Here is a 23789-nt window from a genome sequence, read left to right as displayed (position 1 = left end):
GAAAAAATACGACTTCATATGAAACATTGTTACGTTATGCGTAAAAATCTGGATATTGGGTTACTACATGCGATGACCGCGTTTTTACGGGTCGTCGACTCAGGCAGCTTTACAGCGGCAGCAATACAGATGGATCTGACAACGGCGCAGGTCTCCCGGCTGGTTTCCGACCTGGAGAATCATTTGCAAACAAAGTTGCTACAGCGCACTACACGGCGGCTGGCGGTCACAAGTGTCGGCGAGCGCTACGCGGATCAGTGTCGCAGCATTCTTGAACTCGTGACGGAGGCGGAGGGTGAGGCAAGCGGCGCGAGCATACAGCCCACCGGGCGGCTGAGAATACAGTGCATGACTATCTTCGGCGGTCGCTATATTGTGCCGCTGGTGTCGAAATACTGCGCCATGTATCCGAAGGTAACTATCGAATACAGCACTTCACAGCATGTACCGGACTTGCTCGCGGAGGGAGTGGATGTCAGTGTGTATCTGGCCCAGCAATTGCCGGACTCAAGTATCGTGGCACAGCAGCTTGGGGCGACCCATGGCGTACTGTGCGCATCGCCGGCCTACATGGCACAGCATGGCTCCCCGGTAAATGTGCAAGAACTGACCGATTACCGATGCCTGCGCCTTATCAATCCATCCACAACGCCGCACTGGGAGTTGACCGACGGGCAACATACCTACACGCTAGACCCAAGGGGACCTCTGGTCGGAGATACCCCAGAAGCCGTGCTGCATGGCGCATGCAGCGGATTGGGCATTGCGCTGCTCCCACTCTATTCGGTGGTCGACCGTATCCTGAGCGGCGAACTTGCACATGTCCTCCCGCATTGGCGCACGCCTGATATCGGCGTGTATATGCTGATGCCATCCAGGAAATTTCTCGAAGCCAAAACGCGCGCCTGGCTAGACCTGTTGAAAATGGAATTGCCGGCTGCGCTGGCGCACGACGCCAGTCATTTCAACCGCAGCATAAAGCCAAGCGGCGAGGGCGCACCCGTCTAGAATACGGTGCTTGCTGCCGTAAGAAAGCGCAGCGAGTGTGGGCTCGCCCGCGAATAAGGCCGACCTATCACCACAGCAGTTACGCTGGCCACCTCCATGTGCAGCAACTCCTCAAGCGCTCAAACTCGACGAACGATCAAGTTATACAGCGTGCGAATGGAAAGCACGACGATAGAAACTGTGAGCAGGAATAGCAGGAGCACGGCGATAGCTCCCAAGATTTCCCCACCAACAGCACTGGCATACACCAACGCAGAATTCGACAATGCCGCCATCGGGAAGCCTATGCCCCACCACGACGGTGAAAAAGGAGCGGGCCTGACAACAAGCCGCCAGGAGATTATCACGAATAGAAACAGGGCGAAGTAAAACAGCAGCGCCGCAAACATATCAACTTTTTGTACCAGATTGACATAGGCGATAAAGCCCACCGCAAACGGCGCAACCAAAATCATTTTGGAAGGACGCATGGCTTCCGCCAAAGGTTCATGATGAACCAGGCGCGAAAAAATCATGACAAAGAAAACAATAGCACTGACTCCGCCGATAGCAGCAGCAAGCAGGTTCACTTCATGCGTCCATGCTGCCGTCAGCCCGCCACCGGTGACGACGATATCGAGACTGCCAACACCGGCAATCAGCCAGGACGGAACCACGCTGGTGGGCGCGGCGCTTCCATTCAGCAACCGGGAAATCATGATAACGCTAAGTGCCAGGGTAACCGCCGTCCCGATAGCCCAAACGACCAGTTGGGCATCGGCGCTGTAGCTACTGATCACGCTTGATAGCAGCAAGATACTGATGCCTACAGTCCCAAAGAAGCTCCCGATGACCGGATGCGAAAATTCGTGTTTCACCAGGTCGGGGTACTTGAGCAGTTTACCCAGATAAGACAAGGTCAGAACAATGAACAGCGAGATCGCGACAAGCCCTATCGTGTTCGACACAGCGATACTCACGCCATACTCCTTGCTGGCAAGACGCCAGGCCAGTGAAAGACCGGCAACACTCATGACAGAGCCAAAAAAGCCAATTGCTAAATGTCGAACGGACGGCAGTGTGCGTGCTGCAGTGCCATGGCTCGATTGACGAGATTCCATAAAAGCTCCATATGATTAGTCGAATAAGCTCACTGCTTTCCTGGCCTGTTCCGCCTGCTGCATGTTGCCCAGAGGGAGTCACAGCTCCGCCCCGGCTCATTAAAAATGACGCCAATTTGGACTCATGCGATTGTCATAATCAGTGCGGCGTGCCGTTAGTTATCGGTCATCGCTAATGCATTGACAGCTTGATGCCACTCATTGTTTGCGAGGGCATAAGTCGAATTTTGGCTCGGATACAGCCATGATTCAGGCGCAGGTTGCAGTGCTACGTTCGCATTGTGCATGAGCGGCCCTGAGCTGTGGGTAGGTCAGGGAGGGTGTGGCTCAAAAGGAGTAGGGGTTGTCCCAAAAGTAGCCAAGCACGAGCATCAATCTAGATCGTACTCTACGAGCTTTGGCGAGAACTGCACTCACACATACGAACTATCGTCTATAACTGACGATGCATCTCTTCCAGAAAAGCTCTTATCGCCTTTTCGTCGCGCTTAAAAAATGCCCACTTGCCTTTGCGATGAAGGGAGATCAGACCGGCTCTCTGTAGTGCGGCCAGGTGAGACGATGTGGTTGATTGCGAGAGGCCGGAGCGCTCGTTGATCTGGCCTGCACACACACCATTCTCAAGGGGATGCTCGGGTGAAGGAAAATAGGACTTGGGGTCCTTCAGCCATGCCAAAATCTCTCGCCGCGCGGGATTCGCAAGCGCCTTCACAATTTCATCTATATTCATGATGTCTGATTCAAATGGAAATAAGCACACAGACCAGGTTCGTGCGTTAGAATTAATTTTAGGGGAAAGGCGACGGACGAAACAGTCTCTCCACATGCCGTTTCGGGCCAATCCGGCGCTAAAAAAGGACAGGGCCATACAAGCAGCCCCGGCCGATTGTCTTTTTACTGCCTAGCCTTTTGGCACACTGCGGCAATAGCCGAAGCTATCAGCAGCACTGGCGATATCCAGAGTCCGGCACTTACTGACCCGGTCATATCTGATACATATCCAGACAATAAAGGACCAACCGCTTGTCCCACAGCAAACGCTACGGTCAATGCGGAAATCGCAGCGGTCCAGATTTTGGGGGCAAGTAATTTACGAACCATCACAGTCACCGCCGTCGGACCGGCCATGAAACTTCCGCCGAAGATGATCGCTGAAACAAACGCGGCGGACAGGCTTGGCCAGATCAAGGTGGGGAGGGTGCCAAATAGTACGACTATGGCCACTACACCAGCGCCAACACCTTCCCGCATTTTTGTCAGCACGCGTCCCCACAGCAAGGTGCCGATAACCGATGCCATGCCAAGCACAATCCAGAAGCCTGCTGCATACAGTGCGCTACTGCCGCTCTGGCGAATCAACACAATAATAAACGTCATGTACGAGACATAACCAGCACCGAATAGCGCATAACTGATGAATGTCGGCCACAAAAAGGCAGCTTCCTTCATCGGCAGCACACCCGAGTCAGGTGAGAGCTGTTCAGGCACAGCGCGGGTAGCAGCAATAGCCGGCACCATCGCCAGTATCGCAATGAAGCCCATATACAACCAGCCATGCTCCCAGCCGGAAGCACCCAGTTTGGCCAGGATAGGCGGAATAAGCAAACCGGAAATAACGATGCCACTACCGACGCCAGTAATATATATAGCAAGCAGCAATGAGGATCTGGCCGGTGATGCGTCCGGGGCGACACCGGCTGCGAGCGACACGCCGACGACAAAAGTGACTGCCGTCGTAAGCCCGCCAATGAAGCGCAGCAGCATCAGGACATTGTAGCTATCGACGAGGCCGGTCAGCAAAAGAACCTGGCCGCTGAGCGCCAAAGAAACTAAAAAGCTGGTCTTGATACCCAGTCGTTTGGAAAACCAGGCCCCGGCAGCAGCACCGATGACATATCCCACCGCATTGGCGGTATTCATGCCTCCTGCCTCAACATAAGTCCAGTGCAATGACTCGCGCATTGCAGGCAGCAGCAGTGCATAGGCAAAGCGAGAAAATCCCAATGACACGGCAGCCCCGATCGACAGGCCGATTGCAACGAAAATTTCGCTTGTACTCCCACGCCTTAGCGGTACGGTATCAATTATCGATATCATGGAATTACTCCTTATCTGAATTCTTCAATACTCATCTCAATATTTCTTCGCAGCGAACGATCACTGGCTTTTTTTGTAGTGAACTAAGGCTTCACGAGAATCTCTAAAGAAGTCTTATTTCTGCAAAAAGTGGTTCAGTCAAAGTGAAGTGCGGTCCTTTGTATTCTCGTAGATGCCCGTCTTCTTCGATAGTGCATTGATGGATAGGTTTCGGCCATTCAATCGCTCATATCGGACATTTGCGTTGCGAGCGTCGATTGAAGATGATCTTTAGAACACATTGCGTCCTTTGGCGGAAACTCTTAAGGAGATAGAAAAATGTGAGAACAAAGTCTGGTAGCAAGACAGAAAATCATCTCCGTATGAGGCGATCCTAGATACTGACCTCTGTTTCATGCTGAGCAGGCTTCATCCGCCGTGGCAGAGGACAGGCCCCGCCGCCGGAATAAAAATGCCCCCAAACGCACGACCATAGGAAGGTAGTCAATGGCCATGGTCGCCAGGAGTAGAGCAATGCGTAAGAGAGCGTAAAATTGTGTGCCTGGATTGGATATCAGGGATACATTGCCGCAAAGATATTCGGTAGGCTTGCGGATTATAATGACGATGCATTTTTTCGGCGGGCAAAACACGATGAATTTTGGGCCAATCAGTGACTATTTTTTGCCACTTTCAATGGTCCCTACGAAGCTTTCCGGCATGAGTTACAGACGGGCTAATCGAGAAAACGAAAAGGAGACTGAATTGTCTACGTCGTTGTGGAATGAGGAGACAGATCGGTATACAATCAATTACATGGATACGCAAAAAACTCCGCCTCGCCATCGCTCACCAATGGCGCATCGCATATTGACGACTGCTCACGACCTTTTCTACCGCAATGGCATTCGCGCTACAGGTGTGGATAGAGTGATCGCCGAATCTGGCGTCGCAAAAAAGACTTTTTATCGTCACTATCCAGCCAAGGATGATCTGGTACTGACCTTCCTGGAATACCGGCACCAGAATTGGATGGCCTGGTTTATCGACGCATTGGAACGCCACGGTTCAACCACGCGGGCGATTACGCCTGCGCTATCGGAATGGTTTCACAGCGAAGCGTTCCGAGGTTGCGCGTTCATCAATACCGTCGCAGAAATTGGTGCAAGTTTGCCGGCAGCGGTAGATATTTCCAAGAATCATAAGCAAGACATGGCCGCCGCAATTCGCAAGCTGCTGCCTTCATCATCCCGAACTGCAAACGCAGACGCGCGTGCATTGGCCCTTGCCGTCGATGGCGCGATAGTCGGCGCCCAGTTCGGTGAGCCCGTCGATGAAATACTGAAGTCGTTATCGCGCTTGATAGCAGGAATTGAAGCAATAACCGGCACACCGAAGGTGAAAGGCCTGCTAAAGTAAACTTAGCCGGATTAGAAGGAAAAATTTGATGAAAATTGCGATTATTGTTTTTGATGGCGTCCAGGCACTGGACATAGCCGGCCCCCTTGATGTTTTTAAGGAAGCGAACGGTTTCCTGCCCAAGCATAAGCAATACGGAATCACGATGGTAGGTGTCCGCCCTGATAGCGTGACATGCTCAAACGGCATGGAGATCAAGGTGCCCGTTGACTATCTGAACTACCACGAAGACTGCGATCTATTGCTGGTCGCCGGCGGGCCGCGCGCACCCGAGATGCAACCAGATCCGGATTTCCTGGTATGGCTAAAAAACAAGACGCACGCGGCAAAAAGGTTCGGTTCCGTATGCAATGGCGTGTTTTTGCTGGCCCACGCCGGCGTGCTGGATGGCAGAGAAATCACGACGCACTGGAGCGATGTGAAGAGGCTATCCGCACAGTTCCCGCTGGCGAAAGTGCGCCCAGACAAAATATATGTCAGGGATGGTGGCCTGTTTACCTGTGCGGGCGTTACTGCCGGGATAGATCTTTGCCTGGCCCTGGTGGCGGAAGATTTTGGACAGGAGCTTGCAGTAAAAGTCGCAAAACGGCTGATCGTCTATATACGCCGTGATGGTGGACAGTCGCAATATAGCCCTTATCTGGCCGTTGGGCCGGAGGAAGATTCGATTGTTGGAAAAGTGATGCGCTATGTGACCGATCATCTCGCTGATACTTTATCTATCGAACAGCTTGCCGATGCCGTCGCAGTAAGTCGTCGCACGTTTTCCCGCATATTTGCCAAGCATGCCAAGGTAACTCCGTCCGTATTTGTCGAGCAGGTTCGTATTGATTTCGCACGAAAACTGCTGGAAGAAACCGACGTTCCATTAAAAACTGTTGCCTTCCGCTGTGGCTTTCATAGCGCCACGCATATGCGGATGATCTTTTCACGGCGGCTCGATACCACGCCTAAACAGTATCGCCAGCGTTTCCGCACAGAAGAATTGAATACCTCAGGAATTCTGGATGATATGGATGACGATCTGAATATGGAAACGCAAAAAATACCAACCCATTTCGATATGCCCAAACGCGGCAGGGTCTTGAATCAACAGAGCGATTCATAGGCAGTATTCAGGATGACTGCATTCAGTGAATTGCAGCATCTTTCAATACTAGCTGTTCCAATAAATCCTTGGGAATGGAATCGGCGCAGAGAGCGATGACAGTCGCTATCTCGCTCAGATTCTCGTCAGCGCCAGCTTCTTCGACTGCAAACCGTTCGCGCGCCTTGTCCTGAAGCAGTATCTGCATGCGTGCGGAAGTTGCGTTGTGCTGTGCATTTTCTGCCAGGTTCCTATGGTTCAATACCGTTGTCAGCGTATTGCCGTTGCCCGTGTGGACGACTTTGAACGGATCAAATCCAGCCGCCAACGAGTATCTGAGGAAATTTTCATGGAATTCGTTATGGTCCATGCCGTCTAAGGCCAGGATATGGAACGATAAGCCCTTGCCCTCGTTGTATGCTGATGCGCCGGCTTCTGCCAAGGCTTCCAGTTCGGTCCATTGAAATCTGGAAGGGTCATCCTGCCAACGTTCTTCCAGATACAGGTATTCGCCTATCAGGCGGTTGATGTCTTGCGTCGCTGCGATTTTCATACTATCCCTCTTTCGGGCTATGCCTGGGGTGTCGCAATCCTTGCCCCAGGATGTTTTCATCTATCGGCAATATGCCAACGCCCAGCAAAGCTGGCAGGCACCGTTACCAGAAAATTTACTGCCTTGTACTACCTGTAAGCCATCCATGGCTCAGCCAGGAGTACAAGGGACTTTCGCTCTTACAGCTGTCTTTAACCCGGCTAATACTTGAATGCACCGGCCACCAGCGCAGCTTGTTGCGCAGTGTGCATAGAAGGGTGGCCGGGGGCCGTAGAAGCCATCGCCGGACGGCTTGAGTCGCGCAAAATTGCATTCGCCGGCAATGCTTTTCTAAGATCTTCTTCAATGACCTTCCAAGCCCCCTGGTTCCTTGCCTCTTCCTGGCTCCACACAACAGCCCTGGCGTTTTTGTAAAGCGCCAATTCAGCCGCTAGCTGTTCGGCAGGGAAGGGGTACAGTTGTTCCAGGCGGACAATGGCGGTGTTGGTGATGCCGTTTTTACGACGATGTTCCAGCAATTCAAAGTAGATCTTGCCAGAGCACACGATGACTTGCTCGATAGCATCGTAGGCCGCGGGCTTTAATTCGGAATCTCCCAGCACGGCCCTGAACTCTCCATTCGCCAACTGGTCCAGGCTGCTGACCGCTTCAGGATGGCGCAACATGGACTTGGGCGTCATCACTATCAACGGCCGGCGGCCACGCTGTGTTGCCTGCCTTCTCAACAAGTGAAAGATTTGCGCAGGAGTAGTAGGCTGGCAAACCTGAATATTTTCCAAGGCACATAACTGCAGGTAGCGCTCCAGTCTGGCAGAGGCGTGCTCGGGACCAGCTCCCTCCTGGCCGTGGGGCAGGAACATTGTCAAGCCGCTGGTCTGGCCCCATTTCGACTCACCGGCAACAATGAAGTTGTCGATAACGACTTGGGCGCCGTTCGCAAAATCGCCGTATTGCGCCTCCCAGATTACCAGGGCCTCTTCCTTGACAGTGCTATAGCCATATTCAAACGCCAAGACAGCGGCCTCGGAAAGGATGGAATTATTTACGGTAAAGCGCGCCTGGTCTGCACTCAGATGTGCCAGTGGGATATAGCGGCCTTCATCCCTTGCCACACGCTGCTGATTGTTCAGTACTGCATGGCGGTGGCTAAAAGTACCGCGTTCTGAATCCTGGCCGCTGATACGAACCTCAATACCAGAAGCCAGCAGCGAGGCAAAGGCCAGATGCTCGCCCATCCCCCAGTCAAGCAGCTTGGTGCCATCCGCCATTTCACGGCGACCGGTGATTACTTTCGTCACCAGGGGATGCAAGCTGAAATCCTGCGGCACTTCAGTGATTTTGTGCGCCAGCGCGACCAGCTCTTCTCGCGCAGGTGGTGCATAGGTGATCTCAGTTACGCTATTTTTCGGCTTTCGGACTACTTTGCTTACACTGCCACTAGCATTGGGCAATGCAATCGCATCAGATACGATGTCCAGCTCTGCTTCAGCCTTGGCTTCTATCAATTGCTCGCGATAAGCGCTTGCACAAGCATCTACCTCTTCTGCTGTCACCACCTTGTCATCCATCAGTTTTTTGGCATAGATCGCGCGAGCACCTGGATGACCGGCGATAGAGCGGTACATCAGGGGTTGCGTAATATTTGGCGTATCCTGCTCTTGATGGCCATGACGGCGGAAGCAGACAAGATCGATCACAACGCTTTTCCCGAATGTCGCGCGGTATTCAACTGCCAGCCTGACGGCAGCGACAACAGCCTCTGGGTCGTCTCCGTTCACATGTAATACCGGTGCCTCTATCATCTTGGCGATATCGGTGCAATAGAACGTCGATCTGCTCTCGCTTGGATCAGAAGTGGTAAAACCGATTTGATTATTGACGACAATATGTACGGTCCCACCTGTGCCATGCCCTTTGGTGGAGCCAAGGTTCATGGTTTCCATGACGATGCCCTGGCCGGAAATGGCCACATCGCCGTGAATTTCTACCGGCATGACAGCACCATCGCCGACGACGCCAAGTTTTTCTGCTCTGGCTCTCGCAATTCCCTGCACGACGGGGTTAACGATTTCCAGGTGTGAAGGATTAAACGCCAGCACAACCTCAACGGGGCCATGCTGGGTCTCCATCGTTCCAGTAAAGCCTTTGTGGTATTTAACGTCGCCAGCGGGCAGCAGATGCGCGGTCTTGCCGTCAAATTCGTCGAAAAGCACTTGCGGTGGCTTACCAACGGTGTTGACCAATACATTCAGGCGGCCACGATGGGCCATCCCGAGGACGACACTCTTCAGGCCCAGCGACGACCCAAAAGAGATCAGCTCATCCAGCAGAACAATAAGCGCTTCGCCCCCTTCGAGGGAAAAGCGTTTCTGGCCGACATAACGGGTATGCAGATACTTTTCCAGGCCTTCGGCAGCAGTCAGCCTTTCCAGAATATGACGCCTTTGCTCAGCCGACAGCAAGGGCCTGGCGCGCGTGGATTCAAGCCTCATCTGCCACCACTGGCGTTGCGCAGCGTCTGCCAGATACATGTATTCCGCACCAAGCGTCCCGCAATAGGTATCCTCCAGCGCGTCCACAATTTCTTTTAAGGTGGCAGTATCGCGATCCCAGAAATAGGTATCTGCAGTGCTGAAGCTGGTCGCCATGTCCGTGGCAGACAGACCATAAAATGCCGGAGTCAGATCAGGCACGTGTGCAGTAGGGGTCCACTGCAGTGGATCAAGTAGGGCGCTGCGCGTGCCCACCATGCGGTACGCTGCAATCAGGGATTGCACTGCAACCTGTTTTTTCGCCAATTGCAAAGCATCGCCCTTGCTCAAAGTATGATGCGTACCTTTGGCCAGCTCAACAAACCGGTCTACGACGGGTGCGTGCGCAACATCATCCTTGTCTGAGCCGTCCACCGCAGGGACACCCCGTAGCGCTTCGAAATAGCTGCGCCATTCAGCCGTCACCGTACTTGGATCAGAAAGATATGTCTCGTACAGGCCTTCAATATACGGAACGTTTTCTCCAAACAGGAAAGAAGTTGTTCTGTTTTGCGTCATCATCGTAATTCTCCTCAGCCAGGCATGCCACCCGACATTCATCGTAAAATCCAGGGTCCTGGTCAGACCCAGCCTCATTCAACCAAAAAGCCGCCGGATTATCCAAGCCTGCGACAAGACATTGATCGATATAAAGCACGGGTGTCTGACTACCCACGACGAAATGCCTATTCACTTTCTGGTACTGCTGCTCTCTTATCCAAAGAGCACCTAACTCGCATAAACTCTTCTGCTTGCTGGCATGCACAGTATGGATTTGACTCATTTCAAAAGAAACTTCTGGCTGCATTTGTAAGCGGCCAACTAGTGCTTGTTTCGGGCCACAACGCTCCATCCTCTTTATTTTCAATAACCCGCCCGGTTGCAGATATAACCACTCAAACCAAGATGGCCGTAAAGCGCACTCAATTGACCAATAACTCGCCATGCCGGCGCTTGTGGTGCACCTTGTCCACGCCGATAATCTTTTCATCGAAAGCAAAAACGGATCGACTTTGAAAGACTTTGGAATCTCACTCTGGCCGGCGGCCAGGAATCAAAGTGCGATGACTTGTTTCCGCTAGCTGGTGATTTGAGATGGAGGGGATAGGCTTCTCCATACACTTTGATGAGTTTTCCATGTTCCCAACTGATTCCCCGTCATCACTTCCTGACCTGCTTGGTCCCGGCCTGGACGTTGTCTTCTGCGGTATCAATCCAGGACTCTCCGCGGCAGAGAGCGGCCATCATTTTCTGGGTCGGGGCAACCGATTCTGGCGAGTGCTTCATCTGGCCGGCTACACGCCAGAGCAGATAGCTCCTGAAGATGACAGCGATCTGCTCCAGTACCGGTACGGCTTGACGACGGCGGTCGGCCGCGCGACTGCGGGTGCGAGTGAACTGGCCATTGATGAATTTTTCGGCGCGCAGCTTCTGCTGGCAGAAAAAATCGAGCGTTACGCCCCGCGCTATATTGCATTTCTCGGCAAAGTTGCCTATGCCGCCATGTCGCACAAGCGTGTAGTTGATTGGGGACCTCAGCCTGAATTATTTGGTGGCGCATCCGTATGGGTGTTGCCCAATCCCAGTGGATTGAATCGCTCGTTCAACGTACATGATCTGGTATGTGCCTATCGTGAATTGCGTCTGGCTATCGATGGTCGTGACATTGCACTGGCCGGCCGGTCCGCCGGCACATGGCGTTCCGATATTTGTACCTACCCCGCAAAGACCTTGCCCCGCATATACGAAGCCGATACGGCGAAAAAAACCAAGCCTTCCTGATCATCGGTGACGGAGGAGGGGAGAAGCTGCTTACGAAACAGCAAAAACGAATGAAACTAAAGGAATCGCGATGGACACCTATGATTCAAATAACATCTTCGCCGAGATTTTACGCGGCGAGGTCCCTGTGCATAAAGTCTATGAGGACGGAGCAACGCTCGCATTCATGGATACCACACCCAGGACTGACGGCCATGTTCTCGTCATCCCCAAGGTACGGGCACGAAATATCCTCGACGTTGCGCCTGATATATTAGCGGACTTGATGATCAAGACACAACGGATTGCAGTCGCGATCAAAACAGCATTGAAAGCCGACGGCCTGAGCATTCAGCAATACTCGGAATCGGCCGGTGGCCAGACGGTCTTCCACCTGCATATCCATATCCTGCCCAGGTACCGTGGTGTCCCGCTGAGGTCTCCGGCTGAAATCATGCCGGGGAATTCACTACTGGCCGCACAAGCCGAATCTATCCGGAAGGCACTCGCTTAGCGCAAGCAGGCAAGTCGGCCAATTGGTATCAATAGGTCTCCCGGGCACACCGCCCCCGGCTTCAAACTGCCGGATGCCCTGATCCCGGATAACTATAAATATGTAGGTAAATAACAATGCGGCTATTCCTAGCCTCAAGCTTGATCGGGCTTTTATGCCTTACTTTCTACAATAGCCCAGAGTTCTCAACTCTCTTTGGCTTCCCAATCTTTTTCTGGTATCAGTTTGCATGGGTGCCGCCCACCGCTTTACTGATCTGGATTGTCTACCGTAATGATCTGAAAAAAAAATAGCCGGATAGCGGCAAGCGTAACAGGGGAGTTGGCCTCAGTAGCATTGCTGGTCATTACTGGGCATTATTCGACGCTGGCACATCCACGCTGGCTATATCAAGGCCAAGATAAGTAAGCCACTTAGCAGCGGCACAATTGAAGCAGCCTACTTCAACCTAAAAGAACTGGGATATGAGGCTAAAAAACCGGATAATAGCGGCTATATCATTTTGAGCACTATTTTGGAACTCTCCCATGGAAATTAAGGTCAACTTTCTCGATAAGCTTCGTCTAGAAGCCAAGTTCGATGATTTCACGGTGGTGGCTGACCAGCCTATCCGCTACAAGGGCGATGGCTCTGCTCCCGGCCCCTTCGATTACTTTTTGGCTTCATCGGCCTTGTGCGCGGCTTACTTTGTGAAGTTGTATTGCGATACTCGCAATATTTCTACCGAAAATATCCGTCTGTCGCAGAATAATATTGTCGATCCGGAAAACCGCTACCAGCAGATTTTCAAGATCCAGGTTGAATTGCCGCCGGATATCTCTGCCAAGGACCGTCAGGGTATTTTGCGCTCCATCGACCGCTGCACGGTGAAAAAAGTAGTGCAGGCCGGCCCTGAGTTTGTGATTGAAGAAGTAGAGAATCTGGATGCCGATGCCCAGGCCTTGCTGATGTTGAAACCGGCCTCTGAAGCGAACACCTATATCCTGGGCAAGGATCTGCCGCTGGAGCAAACCATCGCCAATATGTCTGGCGTGCTCGCGGACCTGGGCATCAAGATAGAAATCGCCTCGTGGCGCAATATTATTCCTAATGTATGGTCGCTGCATATACGCGATGCGCACTCGCCGATGTGTTTTACCAACGGCAAAGGCTCCACCAAGGAAAGCGCGCTGGCGTCGGCGTTGGGAGAGTATATCGAGCGCTTGAATTGCAACCATTTCTACGCCGGTGCGTTTTGGGGCGAAGACATCGCCAACGCAGAGTTTGTTCATTACCCGAACGAGCGCTGGTTCAAGCCCGGTCGTAAAGATGCGCTGCCGGCTGAAATTCTGGATGAGTATTGCCTGGAAATTTACAATCCCGATGGCGAGCTACGCGGCTCGCATCTGATCGACACCAATTCCGGCAATGTGCAGCGCGGCATCTGCTCGCTACCGTATGTGAGAAAATCAGACGGCCAAGCAGTGTATTTCCCATCCAACCTGATCGAAAACCTGTTCGTCAGCAACGGCATGAGTGCCGGCAATACGCTGGCCGAAGCACAGGTGCAATGCCTGTCGGAGATTTTCGAGAGGGCGGTCAAGCGCGAAATTTTGGAAGGTGAAATCACCCTGCCGGACGTGCCGCAAGAAGTATTGGCGAAATACCCCGGCATTGTGGCCGGCATTCAGGGCCTGGAAGAGCAAGGCTTTCCGGTGCTGGTGAAGGACGCATCGCTGGGCGGAACCTACCCGGTGATGTGCGTTACCTTGATGAATCCGCGCACAGGCGGTGTGTTTGCCTCGTTCGGCGCGCACCCAAGCCTGGAGGTAGCGCTGGAACGCAGCCTGACGGAACTGCTGCAAGGCCGCAGTTTTGAGGGCCTGAACGATTTGCCACAACCTACCTTTGTCAGCAATGCGGTGACCGAGCCGAATAATTTTGTTGAGCACTTCATCGATTCCAGCGGCATTGTGTCTTGGCGCTTTTTCAGCGCCAAGGCGGATTACGATTTTGTGGAATGGGATTTTTCCGGCCACGGAGAAAACTCCAATGCCGACGAAGCCACGACCCTGTTCGGCATACTCGAAGAAATGGGCAAAGAAGTCTACATGGCGACGTATGAGCAGCTGGGCGCCACGGCCTGCCGAATCTTGGTGCCGGGTTATTCCGAAGTGTATCCGGTAGAAGACTTGATCTGGGATAACACCAACAAAGCGCTGTTGTTCCGCGAAGATATCCTGAACCTGCATAAGCTGGACGATGCCAGCCTGGAGTCCTTGCTTGAGCGTTTGGAAGACAATGAGCTGGATGAGCACAGCGACATTGCCACCTTGATCGGCATCGAGTTTGACGAAAATACGGAATGGGGCCAATTGACGGTGCTGGAGCTGAAGCTGCTGATTCATCTCGCCCTGGAACAATTTGAAGACGCGCATGAGCTGGTGGGCGCCTTCCTGCAATACAACGAAAACACAGTCGAGCGCGGATTGTTTTACCAGGCCTTGAATGTAGTGCTGGAAGTGCTGCTGGATGAGGATCTGGAGCTGGACGATTACATCGTCAATTTCCGCCGCATGTTTGGCAACCCCAGGATGGACGCGGTACTGGGCTCAGTGGACGGCAGCGTACGCTTCTTCGGCCTGACGCCAACCAGCGTGAAACTGGAAGGGCTGGACAGGCACCACCGCTTGATCGACAGCTACAAGAAACTGCACGTGGCACGGGCCAAAGCGGCCGTCACATTCAGCTAGAGTTACGAGTTACGAGTTGCGGCCAGCTCTGCAACTATAACTTTCATTCCGGGCACAAACGCTTGTTCGATAGCAAGGCAGGCATTTGTGCGGTGATGAACCAGATATGTGGATCGCCGCCGCTTTTTACATCTGCAAATTCACCGATGAGCGAGCGAGGGTGAGGTTCTGCAGATCCATTCAGAAGGCAGAAGGAAATCTGGTACGGTACTGTGTCTATTGTCTATTGTCTATTGTCTATTGCTAGGCAGGGCGAGTTATTATTCATACAATCACGCAAGCTTGTGCGCAAGATTTCAATAAATTAACTACTCTGAGAAAAAATGGATATTGGTTTCATACAAAGATTGTGCCGTGACACCATAAAGCGCGGGCAAATCCTCACATTGATATGCGGCTTGCTGTTTGTTACAGGCGGCTGCTTTGCCCAGGCAAGAGATCTGGCCACTCCACTATCGATTGGCGAGACATTTACAATACGCTCAGATATCCTGGGAGAGACGCGACGCATCAACGTATATATGCCGTCGGTCTATACGACGACAAACAAACTACGCCTGCCGGTCTTGTATATGCCCGACGGCGGACTGGCCGAGGACTTCCTGCATGTCGCAGGACTGCTGCAGGTATCAGTTGACAATAACACGATGCGCCCGTTCATCCTGGTGGGTATCGAGAACACACAACGTCGGCGCGATTTGACCGGGCCAACCGAGGTCGCAAAGGACAAGGCAATCGCGCCGGTTGTCGGTGGCTCAGCAGCGTTTCGCCGCTTCATCCGTACTGAGCTGATACCGCAGGTAAAAGAGCGCTATCGCACTACGGCAGAAAATGCCATTGTCGGCGAATCGCTGGCGGGCTTGTTCGCCGTCGAGACACTCTTGCTTGAGCCAGATCTGTTTGATATCGCTATTGCTATCGACCCTAGTCTCTGGTGGAACGATAGTCAATTGATCAAAGACGCAGAGTCTTTGCTAAAAGCTAAAGCCTCAAGTAGCAAGACCCTGTATCTCGTCGCCAGCGGCGAGAAGGGCGAGGCCGAGATGATGCAGGAATTTTCGCACGCACTGACAAAGGCCGGAAATGTTGGACTGCATTGGCGTGTGGAGTCGATGCCTGGGGAAAGCCATGCCACCGTCTATCAACCTGCAGCACTGAAGGCGTTCCGCACTGTGTTCAAGCCAGCTAGTTAATGTCTGGCTATTGGGAAGCCTGACCGCTTCAATCCTGATGGACTAGTTCTTCTGCGATATGTCACCGAGCTGACAATGCAGGAACTTGAGGAGTAGGGGAGTGGTGCGATCAGGCCGGGCATCTAAACATTATTGAATCGCTTTGTAGCCGCTTCCGCCCAGTATCACGGTTTTCCTATCATTAAATACAGCGCATTTTTGCTACGCGAAGCACGCCCGGCGCCAAAGTAAAGTGGCCCCAGCGGCGTATCTATAGCCAGGTAGAGTGCGTTACTCCGTACCGTCTGTTCACCATTTTGCGCGTCGATCGTGTTGCCCATTCGTCCTAGCTCGGCAGATGCGCCGAGATAGACGCCGTCCAGCCAACCAGGTCCGGAGATGCGGTAATTGTAGACCAAGCGTCCGAAATGAAGGCTGTTACCCACCAACTCACCAGTCCGGTAGCCCGACAATTTGAGGAAGCCGCCGAACGAAATCAATTCATCATCCGGCAGTTCGTTGCCACCCAACTTGCGCTGCACCTCCATAGCAGCCGTCAGCGAATGTGGACCGGTAGCCAGCGCCGTCAGCGCCGAGAAGGAAAGCTTGTTGTAGTTGTTGTCTGCCCCCAGTGTGCTACGCGACGAATATAGCTGCAAGTCCGTTTCTACCCCCGAGCGAGGGAAGACCCGATTATCCAGCGTGTCGGCACGCAGACGCAATTGCAATCCAGCCGCGCGTGCTCGTGGAAGCAACTCACTCGCGGGAACAAAACTGGTGTCGTTGAGCATGCTTACATTGCCACGTGAGATGCCGACGCGTGCCTCGCCCCATTCCTGCACTGGTACGCCCAAGTCGACGCCTGAGGTGACCGACTGACGTCGAAAACGCGCCAACCGGTCACCGTTACGGTAGAGGTCGAACGGTGTGCGCTCGCCACTCAGGTAAGCGCTGGTGAATAGTCGCTGACCGGGCGTTAGCGGTTGCAGCCATTCGGTACTAAGGCGATCAGCGTGACCGATTTCCACCTCGTTACGCCACTCGGCACCCAACGCGTTAAGCCAGCTCCAGCGATGCGAGGCGCGTAGCGAGAAAAATGAGTCTCCCTCAAAATCTGTCGACACTCCCAGGCCCAGCCGCAAGTACTGCGGTCCCCAAGATTTTTCGCTGACAGTGGTGGTCATGACATTGCTACCATCGGGCCGAAGATTGACGGCATAGCTGACGTGTTCGAAATCGCCGCGCCCGAACAGGCGACGCATGTCACGCTCGGCCTTGGCTGAGTCGAACAAATCGCCAGCCTGTGTTTCCATGCCGCCACGCAGCGCCTCTTGCTGCACCCGCTGCGTACCGACGAATTCAATGTCATTGATCCTGATGCCGGTCATTGGAGAAACTTCTTTCCGGGAGGCGATCAGGGCGGCGTAATCTGTCTTGGTGACAGCATAACGTTGCAGTTCACCGGCGGCCGCGCGACCCGCCACTAGGCCTAGCGCTTCGGCCTCCTTGAGCAGATCAAAGCTGCTGGAATTGACGGTGCTGAGATCAGGGGTGATCAGTACGTCACGCTAGCTCAATTCCGCCAGTGAATGGCGCACATTGCTGGCGGTAAGCATGCGCGTCATCTGATTGGACATTGACAATACCGATTTGATTTCCTCGCGTTTAAGCAGGGGTGTACCAATGTTGACAGCAATGATGATGTCTGCGCCCAGCGCGCGCGCCACGTCGACCGGCAGATTGCGTGAAAGACCACCATCAACCAGCAGGCGGCCATCAATCTCGACCGGTGTAAGCACCGCTGGAATCGCCATGCTCGCGCGCACCGCCAACGCAAGGTTGCCCTGGGCCAGAACCACCATTTCGCCGCTGGCGGCGTCGGTAGCGATAGCACGGAAGGGTATAGGCAGGCGATCGAAGTTTTCGCTAGCCTGGCGCGCCGTCAGGCGCCTTAGCACAGCCTCCAGCGCCACCCCTGAGACCGCCCCCATGGGCAGGGAAATACCATTGGCGTCGATGCCAAACTCAGGTCCGACATAGCTGCCTTCGTCGTCGGTCTTTCGGGCCACTGACAGCGAGCGCCGGTCAACGTCGTGAAAAAGTGATGCAGTGCTGAGCGACTGCATCTCGCGCTCAATGTCGGCCAGCGGCATGCCGCTGGCGTAGGCAGCACCAACGATAGCGCCAGCACTGGTGCCGACGACAATATCGACCGGCACCCGCAGCTCTTCCAGCGCCTTGAGCACACCAATGTGGGCGCCGCCACGCGCACCGCCGCCGGACAGCACCAGCGCCACCTTGGGTCGGACAGCAACATCGGGCTGATTCTGCGGGGGCGCCGCAATCGCGCCCATGCTCGCGGCGCACAGCAGCAGTATCGAAAGTTTGAGCATGCCACCTCGTGTAAGGGATGTCCATTGGCCGTGTTCGCCAACTGTAGCACAGCATTGCTTTAGCGACAACATGCTCTTGATAGGGGCAATAAAGATCGGAAATCGCACTGCAGAACAAGGCGTCGCTGAGCCTATCTGCATCAAAGCAGATAGGCAAAACAAATATCCCAACATTCGATCGGTGCTAGATGCCACAGAAAATCGTGCTCGATACTTGCTTCTACTCCCTCGGCCAATATTGTGATTTTTAGATCATCACAAATGGAAGCTCTCCCTGGAGATACTCGTCGTTCATTAACAAAATTTAATGTGACGTTCATCTGCTTATCATTTGGAAAAATTTACACTGGCAGCACTTTACATGAAGCGATTGCAGGATCTTACCTATCTGCCCCGAACAAAGAACAGCTCAATAAAATGCCTACAAATAAATTCTCTTTTAAGACATGTGCCGGCTACGTTGGCCTGTTGATAATATCCTTCTTTTGTGGGGCGGGGGCCGAAGCGGGAGAGCAAACGCCTGTGAGTGCTCAAAAGGCAGTTCCGACAAATGCGCAAATGTGCTTTGTATGCCACGGCCCTGGTGGCATGGGAAGCCTGGAGAATGCGCCGCGCTTGGCAGGGCGTCCAGCGGAATATCTTGAACATGCTCTCACCATGTTCAAGTCCGGTACCCGAGCTAGCCCGATCATGCAAACTGTGGCACAACAGCTCACCGAGCAAGACATCCAAAATTTGTCCATTTACTTTTCCCAACAACGTCCGACGCGGCTGCCTAGACCTGTGGCAGAAGGCACTCTGATTGAGGCCGGAAGGGTCTTGGCGGAGAGCGGGGCAGGGCCAGTACCGGCATGTTTCAGTTGCCATGGTCCTGGCGGAAAAGGGGTTGGCACTCGCTTTCCCTCTATTGCAGGTGAATCTCCAGAGTTTCTGGTTTCTCGTTTGCACCAGTTCCAAGAGCGCGCGAAGACCATACCAATCGTAGCCGGCTCGATGACGGCCGTTGCATCGCAAATGAGCAACACAGAAATCGAGCAAGCTGCTGCCTATCTGTCACAAATCGATCCGTGATTGCCAACTATTCTAATCTTCGCCATGACTCCTGCAGCATGCTTCATGCAGTTTTAGTCTAGTACAAGGATCCGATGTAACCACACTATCAAAAAACGGGCCTTGCTGCGACAAGAGTTAAAGAGGGACGTGTTTTTCCTTTGGAGCCGATTCAGGCGATAGAAGGCCGGTTTGTATCGACAAGTGCCTTTAAGACCGCAACTGCGGGCCGCCGAAAGGCAAATTGCGAAGGCGCTTGCCGGTTGCCTGTGCCAAGGCATTGGCCAGGGCTCCCGCCATGGGCCCTTGGGCGGCTTCCGCAACGCCAAGGAAAGGCAAGCCCGGCCGATCCAGCAAATGTACCTCGATCTTAGCCGGAATCTGGGAAAAACGCATGATGGGATAGCTGGCCCAGTCTATACTCTTGATGCCGTTGCTGGCGAACTGTAACTGCTCGTACAGAGTCCAACTGGTTGATTGCACGATGCCGCCTTCTATCTGGTTGATGACACCGTCCGGGTTGACGATCTGCCCGCAATCGACTGCTGCAACCACCCGCACAACGCTGACCTTGCCCGTGTCCGGCTGGACTTCCAGCTCCAGAGCGATAGCTACATATCCCATCAGGTTTTTGTACTGGCCGAAAGCAAAGCCAAATCCCCGGTTGCGCTTCCTGCTGCGGTGTTCCCATCCAAATTGGCGCGCTGCGGTACGGATGACGTCTTGCGCTCGTGTATCCTCCAGGTGCCTCAGACGGAACTCCACCGGGTCAAGCGCGGCCATGGAAGACAGTTCATCCATCGTGCTTTCAATGGAGAGAATGTTGATATGCGCACCCAGTGAGCGCATCGCAGATGTGCGCAAGGGCGTGCGCGGCAGGAAATGGTTGGTGATATGTGCATTGGGAATCACATACAGAGGCAGGGCATTGCGGTCGCCGCCGCCTTCAGGCTGCAGCATCGGCAGGGAAGGGCTTGGGACGAATGGCCTGGCCAGCATCCACCCTGGAGCCAGTTTACCCGCGTTTCCCGGGCGCTCATTGTGTGAGCCGCTCCATAACTCATAGTGCCAGTAGGAGATGCGGCCGCTGGCATCGAGCCCGGCTTCGATCTCGGTAATCATCGCTGGTGCAAACGGTTCCCATTGGTTTTCCTGATCGCGCATCAGTTGTACCCGTACCGGCCTCCCTGGCATAGCCTTGGCGATCAGCACTGCGTCTGCGGCAACATCATCGGCTCCGTTTTGGCCGTAGCAACCTGAACCTTCGGTATGAATGCAGCGCACCCGCTCATCGGGCATGCCCAGCAATTCCGCCAGTGCACTGCGCAGCGGAAAAACGCCCTGTGTATGCGTCCACACCGTCATGCTGCCATCGGTCAGATGCGCTACCGCGCAGGACGGCCCGATAGAACCGTGCATGACATATTGCTTGGTGAACCTGGATTTTAGCGTACGCACCGCTGGCATCGCCATTTTGCCTTTATTTAAAATGACAATATCTTCAGAGGGTAGCGCCTGCAGTGTGGCATGGATGGTCTGCGGCGTCGGCAATACAGCGCCGCCTTCCCATTTTGCGCTGACCGTCAATGCACGCATGGCCGTAATTGCGCTCCACTCATCGGATGCCACGGCGGCCAAGTAGCTGCCATCACGTATTATTTTCAAGACGCCGGGCAGGCGTTCTGCTGCGGCAATATCAACTGACAGCAGACGCGCGTCCCTGGTCGGAGGCCGGATTACCCTTGCGTGTAGCATGCCAGGTAGCCGGATATCCTGTACATAGCTGGAGCCTCCAGTTAGCTTGCCCGGAATATCAACCCTGGGGACCGGATGGCCGATCAGCGTATAGCTTGACGGCGGCTTCAGCACTGAAGCCGGGGCCGCCTGCCGGTGCAGGTCTATACCGGCGATGGCGGCGCCATAGTTGATACTTCCCCCCTCGGCACTAGTGATTCTGCCATTGCGGATCCAGAGGCTGTCTGCGCTCACTTTGAGTTTGGCAGCAGCGCCCTGTAGCAGCAGCGCGCGAACCTGGGCTGCTGCGTTGAGAAGTGCCGTTCCGCTGTCGGGTATGGTGTGGCTGCCTGCAGTAAATCCTTCGTTGGGCGTCAGGCTGGTGTCACCAGCGATGAACATGATGTCGGCGGGCATCAGCTCCAGCTGCTCGGCGGCGATCTGAATTAGCGCGGTGCGCACGCCTGTACCCAGTTCGACCTTGCCACTGCAAACGGTCACTTTTCCGTCTGCCGCTATTCTGATCCAGGCATCCAGCCACGGTGTGCTTTTAAGGCTGCCGGGCAGCCCCTTGTTTAGCACCTTGGGCAGGCCCATGGCGTTCAACTCGGCATAGGCCAATTTCGGTAAAAAAGAAAATGCAACGACAAGTGCGCTTCCCTTGAGGAAAGCGCGGCGCCCGTTATTGGCAGGTATTTCGCGCATATCAAGCCCTCTTTCTTGTGTAAAGCACGCCGCTGGCGGCGACTTCGCGAATGGCGGCCAGGATGCGCATATGAGTTCCGCAGCGGCACAGATTGGGCTCCATGTATTCACGGATTTGCTCTTCCGTCGGATTCTCCCTGGTTTCCAACAGCGCCTGAGCGCGCATGACCATCCCGGCGATGCAGTAGCCGCACTGCGCGGCCTGGTGTTTGATAAAGGCTGCCTGCAATGGGCCGGGAGCGGCGGCGGAACCCAGCCCTTCGATCGTGCGCACATTGCGCCCGGAAACGGCGGCGAGCGGAGTCAGGCAGGAGAAGACGGGCTTGCCATCCAGCAGAACCGTACATGCACCGCATTGTCCCAGGCCGCAGCCGAATTTTGCGCCGTTCAGTTTCAGTTCGTCGCGCAAGACATAGAGTAGGGGCGACGAAGAGGCCGACTCTATCGTCGTCGCGATACTGTTGAGAGTAATGTTCGTCTTCATGGATGAATTTCCTTGCGAGCTTGAGCAACTTTACTGGACAGTTCCGGCCAGGGCGGGCGTTTGCCGATATCGACTCTAACGTATTGGGCAATGCTGACGATCTGTTCATCGGTCAGCACGTCGGCGAAAGGCGGCATGTACACGGCACTCTGCGTCACCCATGGCGCGCCGCCCAGCATGGTTTGGATCAGGTTGGCAGGATTGTCGCCCACGACCGAATGACTCAGTGCCAGGGAGGGGCGCTTGCCGGTAGTCGACATCGGAGCAGAAGCACTGTGGCAGGACGCGCAGGCAGCGGCAAATAAGGTCGCTCCCTCAGTGGTGTGCAGTTGGCTGGGAATGGCTGGTTGTAGTGGTGCCGGGTGGGGAAGCTGTACCGACATGATGTAGCTGGCGATCGCCTGCACGTCCTCGCGAGGCACTTCAGACAGGCGTTCCGTTACTGCCCGCATCGGCCCTTTGGCTGCGCCGTGCTCTGCCGACAAGCCGGTGCGCAGGTAGTTTTCCAGTTGCTTTGCTGTCCAGGGGACTTTGGCGCCGACCAAGGTAGTCAGCGCAGGCGCTTCCCAGCCATCCACGCTGCCGCCTCCCAGCAAGGTTTTAGATTCACCGCCTATCGGGTTAAGCTCGGTATGGCAGGATGCGCAATGGCCCAGGCTGTCAACCAGATAGCGGCCCCGCGCTATCTGCCTGTCGCTGTCCGTGGCCACAGCTGCTGCCGGCTCTTCACCCGGATGCAGGTACAGCAGATTCCAGAACGCCAGCGAGGGACGGAAACGCAGGGGTAGCAGGAGCTCGTTGGTGGGCGGCGTGTAGCGGACCGGCGTTCGGCTCATCAAATAGGCATAGGCCGCCTCAATGTCCTGGTCTGTCATCCGAGTGTAGTGAATATAGGGAAACGCGGGGTAGAGCAGGTGCCCGTCGCGGGAGATGCCATGCCTTACGGCGCGGCGAAACGCCTCCAGCGACCAGGCACCTATGCCCGTTTCAGGGTCCGGCGTGATGTTAGTGCTATAGATGGTGCCGAAGGGCGTTCTCAGTGGCAGGCCTCCGGCATAGGGCAGGCCTGTAGCTGAGCTATGGCATACCATGCAGTCGCCTAAGGCGACTATCCTTTGCCCCTGGGATACCAACTGGGCATTGTGCGTCGTAGTTTTTATCGGGGCAATTGCCGGCTGCAAAGCCCATGCCAATGCTGCGATACCGCCTGCTGCAAGGGTGCCTAAGCCGATCATTTTTCTTTTCAGAGACATGGTCTTGGTATCCGAGGATAAGTAGGGTGGTTAAACGCTTGCTGACTGCAATGCCTGTTCTTGATGCGGCGGCCCGCCGTGTTTTTAGCAGACCGGAAAATTCAACTTTTGGCCTGTCCTTTTGTCTTGCCGCTTGCTGGACGCTATTCTATGTGCAAGGTCCTTAAAGATAATTAGCTTGGAGTGCGCCTACACTTTTCGTTTAATTTGAACAATT

The 23789-nt window shown here is 54.2% G+C and carries 20 protein-coding genes; 9 read left to right on the top strand and 11 right to left on the bottom strand.

The window, feature by feature from the left end; translation table 11 throughout:
• Positions 1 to 36: 36 nt before the first annotated feature.
• The gene (locus tag IEW12_RS00485) at positions 37 to 1008 is read left to right on the top strand and encodes a LysR family transcriptional regulator (protein ID WP_188564048.1); all 972 of its coding nucleotides are present in this window, start codon (positions 37 to 39) and stop codon (positions 1006 to 1008) included.
• A 119-nt stretch (positions 1009 to 1127) separates the two neighbouring features.
• Here IEW12_RS00485 and IEW12_RS00480 read toward each other — a convergent pair whose 3' ends face one another.
• The 3 genes from IEW12_RS00480 to IEW12_RS00470 form a co-directional block, all read right to left on the bottom strand.
• Positions 1128 to 2108, bottom strand: coding sequence for an SLAC1 anion channel family protein (locus IEW12_RS00480; protein WP_188564047.1), 981 nt, complete (start codon positions 2106 to 2108; stop codon positions 1128 to 1130).
• A gap of 433 nt (positions 2109 to 2541) precedes the next feature.
• A complete protein-coding gene (locus IEW12_RS00475; protein ID WP_188564046.1) occupies positions 2542 to 2838 on the bottom strand; it encodes an ArsR/SmtB family transcription factor in 297 nt (98 codons plus the stop codon).
• Positions 2839 to 3002: 164 nt separating this feature from the next.
• Positions 3003 to 4205, bottom strand: coding sequence for a YbfB/YjiJ family MFS transporter (locus IEW12_RS00470; RefSeq protein ID WP_188564045.1), 1203 nt, complete (start codon positions 4203 to 4205; stop codon positions 3003 to 3005).
• Positions 4206 to 4805: 600 nt separating this feature from the next.
• On the opposite strand from IEW12_RS00470, the gene IEW12_RS00465 reads away from it, so the two are divergent.
• Both IEW12_RS00465 and IEW12_RS00460 read left to right on the top strand, forming a co-directional pair.
• On the top strand, positions 4806 to 5603 hold the full coding sequence (locus tag IEW12_RS00465) for a TetR/AcrR family transcriptional regulator (protein ID WP_308789101.1): 798 nt from the start codon (positions 4806 to 4808) through the stop codon (positions 5601 to 5603).
• A gap of 28 nt (positions 5604 to 5631) precedes the next feature.
• The gene (locus IEW12_RS00460) at positions 5632 to 6711 is read left to right on the top strand and encodes a GlxA family transcriptional regulator (protein WP_188564044.1); all 1080 of its coding nucleotides are present in this window, start codon (positions 5632 to 5634) and stop codon (positions 6709 to 6711) included.
• Between the two features lie 22 nt (positions 6712 to 6733).
• On the opposite strand, the gene IEW12_RS00455 is transcribed toward IEW12_RS00460, so the two are convergent.
• The 3 genes from IEW12_RS00455 to IEW12_RS00445 all read right to left on the bottom strand — a co-directional run bounded on the left by IEW12_RS00455 (position 6734) and on the right by IEW12_RS00445 (position 10720).
• Positions 6734 to 7243 (bottom strand): hypothetical protein, encoded by a 510-nt coding sequence (locus IEW12_RS00455; RefSeq protein WP_188564043.1) that lies wholly within the window; start codon positions 7241 to 7243, stop codon positions 6734 to 6736.
• Between the two features lie 200 nt (positions 7244 to 7443).
• Entirely contained in the window at positions 7444 to 10296 is a 2853-nt protein-coding gene (locus tag IEW12_RS00450) for a 2-oxoglutarate dehydrogenase E1 component (protein WP_229750836.1), read from the bottom strand.
• Positions 10238 to 10720 carry a hypothetical protein gene (locus IEW12_RS00445; RefSeq protein ID WP_188564042.1) on the bottom strand — a complete coding sequence of 161 codons (483 nt, stop codon included), beginning with the start codon at positions 10718 to 10720 and terminating at the stop codon, positions 10238 to 10240. Before IEW12_RS00445 ends, IEW12_RS00450 begins: the two co-directional genes overlap by 59 nt.
• A gap of 191 nt (positions 10721 to 10911) precedes the next feature.
• On the opposite strand from IEW12_RS00445, the gene mug reads away from it, so the two are divergent.
• The 5 genes from mug to IEW12_RS00420 all read left to right on the top strand — a co-directional run bounded on the left by mug (position 10912) and on the right by IEW12_RS00420 (position 15974).
• The gene (gene mug, locus IEW12_RS00440; protein ID WP_188564041.1) at positions 10912 to 11556 is read left to right on the top strand and encodes a G/U mismatch-specific DNA glycosylase; all 645 of its coding nucleotides are present in this window, start codon (positions 10912 to 10914) and stop codon (positions 11554 to 11556) included.
• 70 nt (positions 11557 to 11626) lie between these two features.
• On the top strand, positions 11627 to 12049 hold the full coding sequence (locus tag IEW12_RS00435) for an HIT family protein (protein WP_188564040.1): 423 nt from the start codon (positions 11627 to 11629) through the stop codon (positions 12047 to 12049).
• Between the two features lie 116 nt (positions 12050 to 12165).
• Positions 12166 to 12342 carry a DUF3311 domain-containing protein gene (locus IEW12_RS00430; RefSeq protein ID WP_188564039.1) on the top strand — a complete coding sequence of 59 codons (177 nt, stop codon included), beginning with the start codon at positions 12166 to 12168 and terminating at the stop codon, positions 12340 to 12342.
• A gap of 234 nt (positions 12343 to 12576) precedes the next feature.
• On the top strand, positions 12577 to 14781 hold the full coding sequence (locus IEW12_RS00425) for an OsmC domain/YcaO domain-containing protein (RefSeq protein ID WP_188564038.1): 2205 nt from the start codon (positions 12577 to 12579) through the stop codon (positions 14779 to 14781).
• Between the two features lie 323 nt (positions 14782 to 15104).
• The gene (locus tag IEW12_RS00420; protein ID WP_188564037.1) at positions 15105 to 15974 is read left to right on the top strand and encodes an alpha/beta hydrolase; all 870 of its coding nucleotides are present in this window, start codon (positions 15105 to 15107) and stop codon (positions 15972 to 15974) included.
• Between the two features lie 164 nt (positions 15975 to 16138).
• Here the strand turns inward: IEW12_RS00420 and IEW12_RS28715 are convergent, their stop codons facing one another.
• Positions 16139 to 17437, bottom strand: coding sequence for a BamA/TamA family outer membrane protein (locus IEW12_RS28715; RefSeq protein ID WP_229750835.1), 1299 nt, complete (start codon positions 17435 to 17437; stop codon positions 16139 to 16141).
• 84 nt (positions 17438 to 17521) lie between these two features.
• Positions 17522 to 18346, bottom strand: a complete 825-nt coding sequence (locus IEW12_RS28710; RefSeq protein WP_229750834.1) for a patatin-like phospholipase family protein — start codon at positions 18344 to 18346, stop codon at positions 17522 to 17524.
• Between the two features lie 261 nt (positions 18347 to 18607).
• Here IEW12_RS28710 and IEW12_RS00410 point away from each other — a divergent pair, with 261 nt between their 5' ends.
• The gene (locus IEW12_RS00410; protein ID WP_188564036.1) at positions 18608 to 19417 is read left to right on the top strand and encodes a c-type cytochrome; all 810 of its coding nucleotides are present in this window, start codon (positions 18608 to 18610) and stop codon (positions 19415 to 19417) included.
• 189 nt (positions 19418 to 19606) lie between these two features.
• Here IEW12_RS00410 and IEW12_RS00405 read toward each other — a convergent pair whose 3' ends face one another.
• The 3 genes from IEW12_RS00405 to IEW12_RS00395 are packed head-to-tail and all read right to left on the bottom strand — an operon-like array spanning position 19607 to position 23572.
• Positions 19607 to 21835: a xanthine dehydrogenase family protein molybdopterin-binding subunit gene (locus tag IEW12_RS00405; protein WP_188564035.1), complete on the bottom strand. Its 2229-nt coding sequence runs from the start codon at positions 21833 to 21835 to the stop codon at positions 19607 to 19609.
• A 1-nt stretch (position 21836) separates the two neighbouring features.
• Positions 21837 to 22319 carry a (2Fe-2S)-binding protein gene (locus IEW12_RS00400; protein ID WP_188564034.1) on the bottom strand — a complete coding sequence of 161 codons (483 nt, stop codon included), beginning with the start codon at positions 22317 to 22319 and terminating at the stop codon, positions 21837 to 21839.
• Positions 22316 to 23572 carry a c-type cytochrome gene (locus IEW12_RS00395; RefSeq protein WP_188564033.1) on the bottom strand — a complete coding sequence of 419 codons (1257 nt, stop codon included), beginning with the start codon at positions 23570 to 23572 and terminating at the stop codon, positions 22316 to 22318. Before IEW12_RS00395 ends, IEW12_RS00400 begins: the two co-directional genes overlap by 4 nt.
• Positions 23573 to 23789 lie beyond the last annotated feature (217 nt).

Origin of the sequence: Parundibacterium terreum, assembly GCF_014636315.1 — a bacterium.
Classification (GTDB): Bacteria; Pseudomonadota; Gammaproteobacteria; order Burkholderiales; family Burkholderiaceae_D; genus Undibacterium; species Undibacterium terreum.
Note: the sequence above shows the minus strand (reverse complement) of the source record. Positions and strands in the feature narration are given on the sequence as shown.